We start from the raw sequence: 13,427 nt of genomic DNA on the forward strand, positions 1-13,427 counted from the left end.
AACGGGCTACTATCGTTTTAGTAAAACTCTTCTTGTATCCGGTAAGGCTCCGTTGGAAGCCCCAAACGCGACAGAAGCTGCAGTAAGTCTTTACGCTGCATCCTCACTTCCAGATGCATTCCGCCTTGATCATCGACCGATTCGTTCATCACAGCGCCTTGCGCATACAACTGCGCACGAAGCTGACCATCTCTCGGGGATAGGTCCATGGTGTCATGGAAAATATCGTCCGTAAGTCGCTCGCTGATCGCTTTTAATAACAGCTCTGTCCCCTCGCCTGTGCGAGCAGATAGCCAAACCCTGATTGGAACACCCTGATCGTCACGATCGATGCGCGGAACCTGCCCTGGCATCTGGTCTATTTTATTGTAGACCTGAAGCAAGGGGACATCCTCTGCACCGATTTCGGCCAGCACTTTTTCGACCTCGGCAATATGCCCTGCGCGCTCTTCGTCGTACGCATCGATCACATGCAACAGCAAGGTCGCATCAATGGTTTCTTGAAGCGTAGCGCGGAACGACTCAACCAATTTGTGCGGCAAATGTCGGATAAATCCAACCGTATCCGCCAAAATGGCCGGGCCGATATCTTCCAGTTCGACACGTCGAAGCGTCGGGTCCAAGGTTGCAAACAACTGATCGGCTGCGTAAACATCAGCATCGGTCATGCGGTTAAACAACGTAGATTTCCCCGCGTTGGTGTATCCCACCAACGATAAGGTCGGTACTTCGGAGCGTTGGCGCGATCGGCGACCTTGCTCACGTTGACGACGTACTTTTTCAAGACGGGCCAGAATCGTTTTAATTCGGGCACGCAGTAGTCGTCGGTCAGTCTCCAGCTGGGTTTCACCCGGACCACGAAGACCGATACCGCCTTTCTGACGCTCAAGGTGGGTCCATCCACGAATTAAGCGGGTCGACATGTAGTCTAGCTGTGCTAGCTCAACCTGCAGTTTACCCTCGTGCGTACGAGCACGTTGAGCAAAGATATCCAGGATCAAACCCGTACGGTCCAATACCCGGCATTTTACTTCGCGTTCAATGTTACGCTCCTGCGCTGGGGTTAAAGCATGGTTGAAAATTACGACTTCGGCCTCGTGTAGCTGAACCAACTCCCGCAGTTCATCCAACTTACCAGACCCGATAAAGAACTTCGCAACAGGCTTATTTAACTTCCCCATCAAGATTTCAACGGGATCGGCACCTGCTGATAGAGCGAGCTCTTCAAGCTCGCGTGGTGACTCCTGGACAGACTCTTCGTATCTGTCCATATGGACGAGAATGGCGCGTTCGCCAGACTCTGGGCGTTCAAAAAACAATCAGGTTATACCTCAATCCGCAGGCTTCTCGTCTGGTTGTGGCAATTTCACTGGACGTGAAGGCACAACAGTAGAGATGGCGTGCTTATAAACCATCTGGCTGACGGTGTTTTTCAGCAAAATCACGAACTGATCGAAAGATTCGATCTGACCTTGCAGCTTGATACCGTTTACCAAGAAAATTGATACAGGGACGCGCTCTTTACGCAGCACGTTCAAATAAGGGTCTTGTAGTGACTGCCCTTTTGACATTGGAAAACTCCTTCCTGAGATGAAAAAATCGTTCTTATGTGAGCCTTATACCAGCAAAAAGTGCCTAGTAAGTTGAAATATTGGCTCTTTTTTTGTGCAAAGCACCAAATTTAAGACAAGTTCGCATTATATAATGACACTGTCCATTAATTTCAAGCTGCGATCAACAATATCTGCTTGCCCAGTCTCCAACCAGTGTAGATCATCCCAGCTTCTTAACCAGGTGATCTGACGCTTAGCCAGCTGCCGCGTTGCAACAATACCTTTATCCACCATGGTGTCATAATCCCACTCACCCGCAAGATATGACCATGCCTGGCGGTAACCAACACAACGAACCGATGGCATCTGCGGGTTAAGATCGCCCCGCTCATAAAGGGCCTTCGCCTCGTCGATAAAACCGTGATCTAGCATCAAGCGAAAACGTTGCTCGATACGTTGATGTAAAAGGTGACGTTCCTTTGGCATAACGGCCAAATTGACCACCGAATACGGGAACTCGTACGCGGCTTGCTCGGCCCACCACTGACTAAGGGGCTTGCCGGTAATTTCGTACACTTCCAGTGCCCGTTGCAGCCGCTGAGAGTCATTGGGCGCAAGACGCTGTGCCGATTCGGGGTCCACTTCGGCTAAACGCGCATGTATCGCTGGCCAACCTTGGGTTAAACCTATCTCCAACAAACGCGCTCGAACCTCAGGATCCGCTTCCGGAAGCTCCGCCATCCCCTTGATCAGTGCGTTGTAGTACATCATTGTACCGCCCACCAATAAAGGGATCTTCCCACGCTGGGTGATATCCGCCATCAAAGCCAAAGCATCTTCGCGAAAATCCGCGGCCGAATAGCTCTCGCTGGGGTCTTTAATATCGATCAAATGGTGAGGGTAGCGTTCAAGCTCGGCTTTAGTCGGCTTTGCAGTACCAATATCCATCCCTTTATAAATTAGGGCAGAGTCCACACTGATGATTTCGCAAGGCAACCGATCATAAAGCCCCATCGCTAAGTCGGTTTTACCGGCGGCGGTAGGCCCCATTAAAAAGATCGCAGGTGGGTGCTGCTGTACACTCATGTCACTGCCCTCTCATAAAGAGTTTATCCAGCTCGGATAAGGTCAGCTGAGTCCAGGTTGGGCGTCCATGGTTACATTGGCCACTGCGCTCGGTGGCCTCCATGTCTCGCAACAAGGCGTTCATTTCTGGGACGGTCAATTGGCGGTTGGCCCGCACGGCACCGTGGCAAGCCATCGTCGAAAGGAGCTCATTAATATGCTCTTGAATGCGTCGACTGCTGCCGTATGTAAGTACATCGGCCAGTACATCACGTAGAAGTTGTTCAACATTCCCTTTGGCGAGAGTGACCGGCACCTGACGAATGATCAGAGTCTCCTCGCCCATACGTTGTAGCTCAAACCCTAATGACTCAAACAGTTGGGATTGTTCCTCACTGGCATCCGCTTCGCGAGCGCTCACCGCCATGCTCAGTGGAACCAACAAAGGTTGCGATCGAACCGACTGGGCTTCGTAGGCGGTTTTGAGACGCTCATACACAATGCGCTCGTGCGCTGCGTGCATATCCACCAACACCAAGCCGTGCGCGTTTTGGGACAATATATAGATGCCATGAAGCTGTGCGATGGCAAAACCAAGCGGCGGCATACCCGATTGCTCGTCTTCGCCAACATCTGGCATGACGGAGGGCATCGCGGCGACACTCGGAGCAGATTGATGCAAGGCGCCATATTGATTCATTTGCTCCCGGACAGCTCCTGCCGAACCTCCCGAGTATCCTCCGCCAGAATAACCCGACGACTGCGCAAAACCTGCTGGGGTTTCAGAAGAAGCCTGGTTGGAGGCATCCGCCCCTGCCACTCCAAACGCCATCGCGCCTTGTTGATAATTAGGCTCGGTCGGTGCCGTTTGACCCGATAAGGTCTGGAGCGCCGGAACGTTGTCGGCCTCTGGGCGAACATCGCCAATGGCACGATGAATCGAGCGGAAGATAAAGTCATGCACCAAACGGCTTTCACGAAAACGCACTTCGTGCTTTGTCGGGTGGACGTTGACATCCACCAGCGCAGGGTCCAATTCAAGGTAGAGTACATAAGTAGGATGACGGCCGTTATAAAGCACATCGGCGTACGCTTGGCGCACCGCGTGCGTCACCACCTTATCGCGAATCATTCGACCATTCACAAAGAAATACTGAAGATCGGCTTGGCTGCGCGAAAACGTAGGCAAGCCCATCCAGCCATGCAGTTTAAGACCAGAAGCTTCAGCGTGCATATCGACCCGCAAGCACTGCTCCATAAACGCAGGCCCACAGACGGAAGCCACTCGTCTTTCGGCTTCTTTTAACGTGGTGGCCGGTTTTAATTGATGAATAACACGGCCATTGTGCTTAAGACTGAACCCCACATCGAATCGACTAAGGGCCAATCGTTTGACCACCTCTTCAAGGTGTTTGAATTCGGTATTTTCGGTTTTTAAAAACTTACGTCTAGCGGGCGTATTAAAGAACAGATCCCGGACTTCAACCGTCGTACCCTGCGGGTGTGCCGCAGGCGATAAGCTGGCTTCCATATCCCGACCTTCGGTAAGCACCTGCCAAGCGTGATCGCTGCCCTCTCGACGCGAGGTCAAAGACAAACGTGAAACCGAACTGATACTGGCCAAGGCCTCGCCCCTAAAGCCAAGGCTTATAACGGCTTCGAGATCTTCCAGCTCGTAAATCTTGGAGGTCGCGTGGCGACTTAACGCCAGCGGCAGATCATCTTTCTCGATGCCACCACCGTCATCCCGTATACGGATTACTTTAATCCCCGCTTGTTCTACATCCACATCTAAGCGTGTCGCACCGGCATCTAAGCTATTTTCTAACAGTTCTTTCACCACAGAAGCCGGACGCTCAACCACTTCACCGGCAGCGATCTGGTTGGCAAGTCGAGGGGAGAGCAAGTGTATACGGGACATGAAAACCTTTGATCTGCATAAACAAAAAGGCCGCCCTTAGGCGGCGTTTTAATCAGGTGGAGGGTATCTCCAACACCTGACCGACTTTTATGATATCACCTTTAAGGTCATTCGCCCTACGCAAGTTGGAGAGCGAAACTCCGTGACGAGACGCAATCCCGGAAAGCGAGTCACCGGACACCACTTTGTACACCCGCTTGCCCTGAGCGTTAAGGCCACCGGTTTTTTGGTGAGCAATAAGAGTGTACGCCGGCGGCTTATTCCAGAAATGTTCTTTGATGCCGTTGTAGATCGCATTCGCCATTTGACGACGATACTGACGCGTTTTCAGTAAGCGCGCCTCTTCTGGGTTAGAGATAAAGCCCGTCTCAACCAAAATGGAGGGGATATCAGGTGATTTCAACACCATGAACCCGGCCTTCTCGACGTAGGATTTATGCATTTTGGCAAATTTACTGATGTTGCCGTGAATTTTTTTGGCAATCAGTTGACTATCAGTTCGGGTCGCGTGCATCGACATATCGAGCAACACCCCTGCTAACACTTCATCCTTATCTTCAAGGCTCACGCCGCCGACACCACCGATTAAATCGGCGCTGTTCTCTTTGGATGCTAACCAGCGTCCCATCTCACTGGTTGCGCCACGGTTGGACAACACCCACACCGAAGCGCCACGCGCCCGAGGGTCCTTAAAGGCATCGGCATGAATCGACACAAACATATCCGCACTGGACTTACGCGCTTTGTTTGTACGTCCACGCAAGCTGACGTAGTAGTCCCCATCGCGGATCAACTGAGCATGAAAGCCAGGCTCCTTGTCGATCAAGCGTTTAACTTCACGGGCAATCTCTAACACGATGTCTTTTTCACGCACGCCACCTGGGCCTGAGGCACCTGGGTCATCGCCCCCGTGCCCTGCATCAATTGCGATCACGATATCGCGCAACTTGGCAGGTGTGGCCGGCGGTGTCGCGGTTACCGGTTGTTGTTCGGCTTTAACTTGCCCATCGGTCACAAGGTCCAACACCAAACGATGTCCATATTGATCGTTGGGTTTTAAATCAAAACTGCGCGGTTTAACCGCCTCATTAAGGTCCAAAACCACACGCAGATCATCGCCGTTTTGCCCTGTTCTTACCCCTTTAATCGGGCTATTTTTGAGATCTAAGCCGTTTAAATCGGCTTTCATCACCGCACCACGGATATCCATCACCAACCGATCAGGCCCAGTGAGTGAAAACACCTTGTGCGAGACAGCTCCATTTAAATCAAAAACCAAGCGGGTTTTGTCGGGCGAGAGCCACATACGTACATTGTTGATATCAGCGGCACTGGCGAGCGCACTGAACATCAATGTGAACATCAAAACACAGACTCGGGCGCGTACATCCAAGCATCTTTGAATTACACGTTTCATACGTCCAAGTACCTTACATCAAACCGTTGTCGCACGACCCATGCGAGGGTCGTTTATAAATAGTGCTGTTGTAACTTATCGGCCGCCGCTTCGCCTTTTTCAGTGCACGCCTGCCAATTGGCTTCGCGCCCCTCATCTTTTGGGGTTAGATCAATAATTAAATCAGGCTCAGGTAATAAACCTTCGCCCTTATCGGGCCATTCCACTAAGCAGAGGGTCTGTTCGTTAAAGTAATCACGGATACCCAAAAACTCGAGTTCTTCTGGGTCCATCAAACGGTACAAATCGAAATGATTGATGGTGCCGCTTTCAAGCTCATAGGGCTCCACTAAGGTGTAAGTTGGGCTTTTCACGGAGCCTTGATGCCCAGCCGCGCGCAATAAGCCTCGACTGAGTGTGGTTTTACCCATCCCTAGATTACCTTGTAAAAACACCACCCCTTTTGGTAACGCCTTCAGTAATGCTGCGCCAAATTGTTCCATGGCAGCTTCATTGGGAAGATAGACCACAATTGCCCCTTTTTTCTTCAAAAACAGAACCGTACACGTGAGTTTTCTTTGGATCAATCCACGGTGAAACTATGATTGATTAAAAATCTAACATATTGAATCAAATCAGTCGCTTTTAGACCACGCTCACCCAGATCAAGCGCCGCTTGGTCAGCGGCCGCCGCATGAGCATAGACTCCGACACGAGCCGCATCAATGGCCGACAGTTTTTGGGCCAGCAAGGCTCCGATCACACCGGATAGAACATCCCCCATACCACCACTGCCCATGCCTGGGTTACCTTGCGAGCACAGATGAACCGCATCGCCATCGGTCACGATGGACCCAGCCCCTTTTAAAACGATGGTGCCACCAAACACTCGCTGCAACCGGGCGGCGCTATCAAGCCGATCGGACTGAAGGTCCACCACATGATCATTAAGCAAATGGGCAGCTTCACCCGGGTGAGGTGTGGCGACCCAAGTGTCAAACGACTGAGCACCCCAGAGCCCATGGAGCACCATCAAGTTCAGCGCATCGGCATCCACAACCGTCGGGCGCATCGCATCCATCACTGATTTGAGCATTTGATGCCCCCAACCAGACTGTCCAAGCCCCGGGCCAATGACCACGGCGGTTGCTTGTTCCAACAAGGGGACGAGCGCTTGAGCCGAATTAACGCCTTTGGCCATCACCTCTGGGCAACGGGTCAGGCACGCCGTGACGTGTTCCTCTCGGGTCGCCAAGGTGACTTTACCTGCACCGCACATCACCGCCGCCTCAGCAGCCATCAAGGCCGCGCCTCCCATACCATGGTCACCACCAATGATGAGCAGGTGCCCGTAATCCCCTTTGTGGCCGGAACGTTTCCGCTTTGGCAGGCACTCTTTAACATCATCAGGGCCTAGGCGAAACGCGCTGACATCCACCGACTCAAAAACAGCCTCGGGGATCAACAAACCGTCAAAGACCACCTCACCGACACAGTCGACCGCTTGATGCATAAAAAGGCCCTGCTTTAACCCGATGAAGGTCACGGTCAGATCCGCCCGTATTGCCACACCTAAAATCGCCCCCGTATCAGCACACAGACCCGAAGGGATATCCACCGCAACCACTGGCTGCGTGGCACGATTGATTTTGGAGATGGCCTCAACAAAGACACCACGGACATCTCCACCTAGCCCTGTGCCCAGCAGCGCATCAACAATGATATCCCCAGAGAAAGGCTCTTCGCGCTTAAAGGGCCGAAGCTCAACACCCGAGGCTTTCGCCATTTGCCAAGCATCCAGCGCTTCACCTTGGAGCTTAAGAGCGTAGTGCTCATCCCCCAAAAAGCGCGCTTGCACTTGCCAGCCTTGGGCCTTTGCCAACGCCGCAATCACTAAACCATCACCGCCATTATTGCCACCGCCACATAAGACTGTGATCCGCTTTGCTTGTGGCCAACGCTGTTTGATTTCACGAAAGCAGGCTTTGGCTGCGCGTTTCATCAAGGTAAAGCCTGGGATACCAAAGGCATCAATTGCGGTTCTGTCCAGTAACCGAGTCTGCTCGGCCGTGTATAATGTGCCGGGTAAGGTTTTCATCATTCAATTCCGTGATCAATTGGCGGCTTTGACTGGCATTATAGAGGAAGGGTATTGCATGCAGGCAAGCGCCGCAGCAAGGTTATCAACGAACCAGCTTGAAACGCTCGCAAAAGAGATCCACGCGATGGCGGAATCCTTTGGTTTTCAGCAGATCAGCATCGTAGACCCCAACCTTGGCGAGAGCCTTGATGCTCATAAAGCCTGGCTTGAAAAAGGCTACCACGGCGAGATGGGGTATCTGGAAAACCATCTGGACAAACGCGAGCACCCGTACGAATTAGTGCCCGGCAGCTGTCGAGTGATCAGTGTCCGTATGAACCACCTCCCACCGGCGTTTTCATCCCTTGAAGTGCTGAACTCGCCCGAGAAAGCCTATATTGCCCGTTATACGCTTGGGCGGGATTATCACAAAACCTTCCGAAAGCGCTTAACCCAATTTGGTGAGGCGATTCGCCAAAAAGCCGAAGGCTTGGAGTTTAGAGCGTTTGTGGACAGTGCACCGGTGATGGAACGCCCGATTGCTGAACAAGGCGGTTTAGGTTGGACGGGCAAGCACACACTGATTCTGAACCGCAAAGCAGGCTCCTGGTTCTTTTTAGGGGAGCTGATGATCAACTTACCCCTGCCGACGGATCAACCCAAAGACACTAAGCGCCACTGCGGCTCCTGCACGGCGTGTCTGGATGTATGCCCCACCAAGGCCTTTGACGGCCCATACCAACTGAACGCAACAAAGTGCATCTCGTACCTGACCATCGAATCCAAGGCCGCCATCCCCGTTGAGCTTCGCCCATTGATGGGAAACCGCATCTTTGGCTGTGACGATTGCCAGTTAGTGTGTCCTTGGAATCGATTTGCAAAGCACACGGAAGAGTCCGACTTTCAACCACGACACTCGCTCGACAACATTACCTTGCTGGAGCTATGGGATTGGAATGAGGCGATGTTTTTAAAGCGCACCGAAGGCTCGGCGATTCGACGTACAGGGTTTGATGGCTGGCGTCGTAACTTGGCGGTGGCCATTGGCAACAGTCGAGGGGGCGAAACCGCCGCAACGGCCTTGCTTGCCAAACGGGAAGAGTGCCCCCCATTGGTTCAGGAGCACATTGATTGGGCGGTTCAGCAGTTACGTAACTGAACCACCCTGATTGCTATTACTCTTTAACGCAGTCTACAAAGTAGCCTGTACCTTGCTCGGTCTTTTCAGCGACTAAGCCATGCACATAGGTTTCAAACCCCGGGAAGGCTTTGTTAAAGGTGCGAGCGAACTTTAGGTAATCCACAATCGTTTTGTTGAAGACTTCGCCCGGTACCAACAGCGGAATGCCTGGCGGATACGGCGTTAGCATGACCGCTGTTACGCGCCCTTCAAGCTGATCCAAAGGTACACGTTCAATGTCACGATGCGCCATCTTCGCAAAGGCTTTTGCAGGCACCATGGCCGGTACCAAATCCGACAGGTACATCTCGGTGGTTAAACGCGCTACATCGTTGGCTTTGTAGATATCGTGGATCATCTGACACAACTCTTTTAAGCCGATGCGCTCGTACTGTGGATACTGCTGCACAAACTCTGGCAGAACACGCCACAAAGGTGCGTTACGATCATAGTCGTCTTTAAACTGCTGCAACGCAGAGATCATCGTGTTCCAGCGGCCCTTAGTGATACCGATGGTGAACATGATAAAGAAGGAGTACAGGCCGTTTTTCTCGATCACGACACCGTGTTCAGCTAAGTATTTAGCCACAATCGCCGCAGGAATACCTTGATCGGCAAAATCACCATCTACGTTTAAACCTGGGGTTAAAATCGTCGCCTTGATCGGATCCAACAGGTTGAAGCCTTCGGCGATGTCGCCAAAGCCGTGCCAGCTCTCGCCCGCTTTGAGCATCCACGCATCGCGTTCATCCAAGCCTTCGCTGGTCAGATCATCAGGGCCCCAAACGCGGAACCACCAATCATCTCCGTACTCTTCATCCACCTTGCGCATTGCACGGCGGAACTCAAGTGCTTCATCCAAAGACTCTTCCACCAGCGCTGTGCCACCCGGCTCTTCCATCATGGCGGCCGCAACATCGCACGAGGCAATGATCGCGTACTGCGGGCTGGTCGAGGTGTGCATCAGATAGGCTTCGTTGAAGACGTCGCGATCCAACTTTTGCTCTTGCGCATCTTGAATCAGAATCTGAGACGCTTGCGATAAACCGGCCAACAGCTTATGCGTGGACTGAGTTGCAAACACCATCGAATCTTTACAACGTGGGCGACCTTCACCTATGGCATGGTAATCCCCGTAGAAATCATGGAAAGCCGCGTGCGGCAGCCAGGCCTCGTCAAAGTGCAGCGTGTCGATCTCGCCATCAAGCAGATCTTTGATCTCTTCTACGTTGTACAGAACTCCATCGTAGGTCGATTGGGTGATCGTCAACACACGCGGTTTAAGATCTGGATTGGCTTCTAGCAATTCGCTGCAGTATGGATTGGCCAACATTTTTTGCTTGATGGTCGCAGGCTCAAACTCACTGCGCGGGATTGGACCAATGATGCCGTAATGGTTGCGCGTCGGCATCAAGAACACAGGCACAGCCCCTGTCATCATGATCGCGTGCAAAATGGATTTGTGACAGTTACGGTCCACCACCACAATGTCGCCCGGTGCTACGGTCGAGTTCCATACAATCTTGTTGGACGTTGACGTACCGTTGGTGACAAAGAAAAGGTGATCGCAATTAAAGATACGCGCCGCATTTCGCTCAGAGGCCGCAACAGGCCCTGTGTGATCAAGAAGCTGACCTAACTCATCAACCGCGTTACACACATCGGCACGCAGCATGTTTTCACCGAAAAACTGATGGAACATCTGCCCAACAGGAGATTTCAAAAAGGCAACGCCACCTGAGTGACCTGGGCAGTGCCAGCTGTATGAGCCGTCTTGGGCGTAATCAGTAAGTGCGCGAAAGAACGGTGGTGCCAAGGTATCCAGATACGATTTGGCTTCGCGGATGATGTGGCGTGCCACAAACTCCGGCGTATCTTCGTGCATGTGGATAAAGCCGTGCAGCTCACGTAGAACATCATTCGGAATGTGGCGGGACGTACGCGTTTCGCCGTACAAATAGATAGGGATATCTGGGTTGCGACGACGGATCTCGCCGACAAATCCACGAATCTGATCCAGCGATTTATCTGAGCTTTCATCCGATTCGAAATCGTGATCATCAATCGACAGTATAAAACCCGCGGCTCGGCTTTGCTGTTGTGCAAAGGAGGTGAGATCGCCGTAGCTGGTAAACCCTTCTACATCGACCCCCTCTTTAACCATCGCATCCGCCAACTGGCGAATGCCGGAACCACTGGTGTTTTCGGAACGGAAATCTTCGTCAATGATGACGATGGGGAAGTGAAAACGCATCGCTTTTTCCTACGTTGCAAGAATGAAGGTGCTTTAAAAAACAGGCCACCATTAGTGCGAGTGTAAGACAAAAAAGAGACGACAACTATTCCCTAGGGGGTATTTCATCCGACTTTCACATCAGAGTGTGAAAAAATGCTCGCGGTAATGCTTAAGCTCATGGATGGAGTCGCGAATATCATCCAGCGCCAGATGAGTGCCTTGTTTTTTAAGGGTTTTCAGAATTTCTGGCTTCCAACGGCGCGCCAACTCTTTTACAGAACTTACGTCCAAATTGCGGTAATGGAAGTAGTTTTCCAACTCCGACATGTGGCGATTTAGGAAACGGCGATCCTGTCCGATGCTGTTACCGCACATTGGCGATACACCGCGGTCGACATAATCCATTAAGAAATCGATGGTTTGCTGCTCAGCCTCGCGCTCTGTCAGCGTGCTTTCTCGGCACTTTTGCGTAAGACCGGTTTTTCCGTGTTGCTCGATACACCACTCGTTCATGTTATCCAGCACCGAATCTGGCTGATGAACCACTAGGTTCGGCCCCTCTGCAATCACATTCAGATGCGCATCGGTGACAATGGTAGCAATCTCTAGGATGTAATCGTGATCTGGGTCGAGTCCGGTCATCTCTAAATCGATCCAAATCAGGTTGTCAGTACGGGACATGGTGTAACCTCTAAAACCTCGCCATGGCGGTTTCGCTCTGCATTTTTTGAGAAACAGGGCAAACAAGCGCATTAAATGGCCAATATTGTATGTGTTCGGTATAGAATACCACGAGCAACAGCAAGCCGTGATCGGACTTAGGTAGTTAATTTTAATGTCAAAACGCAAAGTGACCCGCCGCCAAGCTTGGCGCATCGAGAAAATCCAAGAAGAGCGCAAAGCCCGCGCGGCCAAAAAAGATGCCCGCATCGATGAAGCACTGAACGGCGGGGATCTTGGTCCAGAGCAATCTGGGTTGATCATTTCTCACTTTGGCAAGCAAGTGGATGTTGAAGCCACAGACGGCCCCGACGCCGGTCAGCTGTTCCGTTGTCATATGCGTCAGCATCTTGGCCAATTGGTTACAGGAGATCGTGTCATTTGGCGCAAGGGCGTTGAATATGGGGTTGTAGTCGCCGTCCTGGATCGGGACAGCGAGTTGGTGCGCCCAACCAATCACGGTGAGCTAAAACCGGTCGCGGCGAACATTGATCAGATCATCATCACCTTTGCTGTCGAGCCTCAACCTTTTGCGAACCTCATTGATCGGTATCTGGTCGCGGCCGAGCTTAGTCAAATCACGCCGGTACTCCTGCTTAACAAAGCAGACCTCATCAATGAGTCCAATCAAGCCGAGATTGACCACTTAGTTGGCCGTTACGAGGCCATCGGTTATCAGGTGCTATTGGTTTCGACGAAGACCGAACAAGACTTGGCTGAGCTTCATGCGCAACTGGCCGATAAAATCAGTGTGTTTGTCGGACAGTCCGGTGTGGGTAAATCCTCTTTGATCAATGTGCTGTTACCCGGCATTGATTTGAAAGTGGGTGCTTTGTCTGAACAAACCCGAAAAGGCAAACACACCACAACCACGGCCCGTTTGTTCCACTTTCCGAAAGGAGGCGATTTGATCGACTCACCGGGGATTCGCGAATTCGCACTTTGGCACCTTGAACCTGAGCGCCTTCTCGAGGGCTTTATTGAGTTTCGCCCCTTCCTTGGCCACTGCCGTTTCCGTGACTGCAAGCATGAACAAGAACCGGGATGCGCCATTCTTGAGGCGATCGAATCCGGTAAGATCAGCGCGTCGCGTATGGAGAGTTACCAACGGATTTTGCAATCCCTAGAGGAAAACGCCCCAGCGTTTTAATCCAAAACCAGCCTATTGGTCGATTTTCACTGGTTAAAACCGGAAATTCGGCCCATTTGCGTCTAATGTTATCTCTACGAACGCCGTTAAAAAGCGTAAAGGGAACGTATAACTGGGCGCAGATAC

The 13,427-nt window shown here is 51.9% G+C and carries 11 protein-coding genes; 2 read left to right on the forward strand and 9 right to left on the reverse strand.

What is annotated here, in order from left to right; genetic code table 11:
• Nucleotides 1–17: 17 nt before the first annotated feature.
• The 7 genes from hflX to ACXAF9_RS05005 all read right to left on the reverse strand — a co-directional run bounded on the left by hflX (nucleotide 18) and on the right by ACXAF9_RS05005 (nucleotide 8,036).
• Nucleotides 18–1,319: a ribosome rescue GTPase HflX gene (gene hflX / locus ACXAF9_RS04975; RefSeq protein ID WP_475071183.1), complete on the reverse strand. Its 1,302-nt coding sequence runs from the start codon at nucleotides 1,317–1,319 to the stop codon at nucleotides 18–20.
• Between the two features lie 12 nt (nucleotides 1,320–1,331).
• Nucleotides 1,332–1,571 (reverse strand): RNA chaperone Hfq, encoded by a 240-nt coding sequence (hfq, locus tag ACXAF9_RS04980; RefSeq protein WP_475071185.1) that lies wholly within the window; start codon nucleotides 1,569–1,571, stop codon nucleotides 1,332–1,334.
• A gap of 126 nt (nucleotides 1,572–1,697) precedes the next feature.
• Complete coding sequence (gene miaA / locus ACXAF9_RS04985) at nucleotides 1,698–2,639, reverse strand: tRNA (adenosine(37)-N6)-dimethylallyltransferase MiaA (protein WP_475071187.1); 942 nt, start codon at nucleotides 2,637–2,639, stop codon at nucleotides 1,698–1,700.
• Nucleotide 2,640: 1 nt separating this feature from the next.
• Entirely contained in the window at nucleotides 2,641–4,539 is a 1,899-nt protein-coding gene (gene mutL, locus ACXAF9_RS04990) for a DNA mismatch repair endonuclease MutL (protein WP_475071189.1), read from the reverse strand.
• A 52-nt stretch (nucleotides 4,540–4,591) separates the two neighbouring features.
• Entirely contained in the window at nucleotides 4,592–5,956 is a 1,365-nt protein-coding gene (locus ACXAF9_RS04995) for an N-acetylmuramoyl-L-alanine amidase (protein WP_475071191.1), read from the reverse strand.
• A 53-nt stretch (nucleotides 5,957–6,009) separates the two neighbouring features.
• On the reverse strand, nucleotides 6,010–6,486 hold the full coding sequence (gene tsaE, locus ACXAF9_RS05000) for a tRNA (adenosine(37)-N6)-threonylcarbamoyltransferase complex ATPase subunit type 1 TsaE (RefSeq protein ID WP_475071193.1): 477 nt from the start codon (nucleotides 6,484–6,486) through the stop codon (nucleotides 6,010–6,012).
• A 32-nt stretch (nucleotides 6,487–6,518) separates the two neighbouring features.
• Nucleotides 6,519–8,036, reverse strand: a complete 1,518-nt coding sequence (locus ACXAF9_RS05005; protein WP_475071195.1) for an NAD(P)H-hydrate dehydratase — start codon at nucleotides 8,034–8,036, stop codon at nucleotides 6,519–6,521.
• On the opposite strand from ACXAF9_RS05005, the gene queG reads away from it, so the two are divergent.
• Nucleotides 8,014–9,174, forward strand: a complete 1,161-nt coding sequence (gene queG, locus ACXAF9_RS05010) for a tRNA epoxyqueuosine(34) reductase QueG (protein ID WP_475071197.1) — start codon at nucleotides 8,014–8,016, stop codon at nucleotides 9,172–9,174. The two genes, ACXAF9_RS05005 and queG, sit on opposite strands and share 23 nt — an antisense overlap.
• A gap of 16 nt (nucleotides 9,175–9,190) precedes the next feature.
• Here queG and ACXAF9_RS05015 read toward each other — a convergent pair whose 3' ends face one another.
• Both ACXAF9_RS05015 and orn read right to left on the reverse strand, forming a co-directional pair.
• Nucleotides 9,191–11,449, reverse strand: a complete 2,259-nt coding sequence (locus tag ACXAF9_RS05015) for an Orn/Lys/Arg family decarboxylase (RefSeq protein WP_475071199.1) — start codon at nucleotides 11,447–11,449, stop codon at nucleotides 9,191–9,193.
• Between the two features lie 120 nt (nucleotides 11,450–11,569).
• On the reverse strand, nucleotides 11,570–12,112 hold the full coding sequence (gene orn, locus ACXAF9_RS05020; protein WP_475071202.1) for an oligoribonuclease: 543 nt from the start codon (nucleotides 12,110–12,112) through the stop codon (nucleotides 11,570–11,572).
• A gap of 154 nt (nucleotides 12,113–12,266) precedes the next feature.
• Between orn and rsgA the strand changes: the two genes are divergently transcribed.
• Nucleotides 12,267–13,301, forward strand: coding sequence for a small ribosomal subunit biogenesis GTPase RsgA (gene rsgA, locus ACXAF9_RS05025; RefSeq protein WP_475071204.1), 1,035 nt, complete (start codon nucleotides 12,267–12,269; stop codon nucleotides 13,299–13,301).
• Nucleotides 13,302–13,427 lie beyond the last annotated feature (126 nt).

This window comes from Neptunomonas sp. ABH4_499 (genome assembly GCF_056160565.1).

What these genes read in the sequence shown, in the direction of transcription:
- hfq (WP_475071185.1), bottom strand. Translation starts at nt 1,571, where the DNA reads ATGTCAAAAGGGCAGTCACTACAAGACCCTTATTTGAACGTGCTGCGT.
- miaA (WP_475071187.1), bottom strand. Translation starts at nt 2,639, where the DNA reads ATGAGTGTACAGCAGCACCCACCTGCGATCTTTTTAATGGGGCCTACC.
- mutL (WP_475071189.1), bottom strand. Translation starts at nt 4,539, where the DNA reads ATGTCCCGTATACACTTGCTCTCCCCTCGACTTGCCAACCAGATCGCT.
- ACXAF9_RS04995 (WP_475071191.1), bottom strand. Translation starts at nt 5,956, where the DNA reads ATGAAACGTGTAATTCAAAGATGCTTGGATGTACGCGCCCGAGTCTGT.
- ACXAF9_RS05005 (WP_475071195.1), bottom strand. Translation starts at nt 8,036, where the DNA reads ATGATGAAAACCTTACCCGGCACATTATACACGGCCGAGCAGACTCGG.
- ACXAF9_RS05015 (WP_475071199.1), bottom strand. Translation starts at nt 11,449, where the DNA reads ATGCGTTTTCACTTCCCCATCGTCATCATTGACGAAGATTTCCGTTCC.
- orn (WP_475071202.1), bottom strand. Translation starts at nt 12,112, where the DNA reads ATGTCCCGTACTGACAACCTGATTTGGATCGATTTAGAGATGACCGGA.
- rsgA (WP_475071204.1), top strand. Translation starts at nt 12,267, where the DNA reads ATGTCAAAACGCAAAGTGACCCGCCGCCAAGCTTGGCGCATCGAGAAA.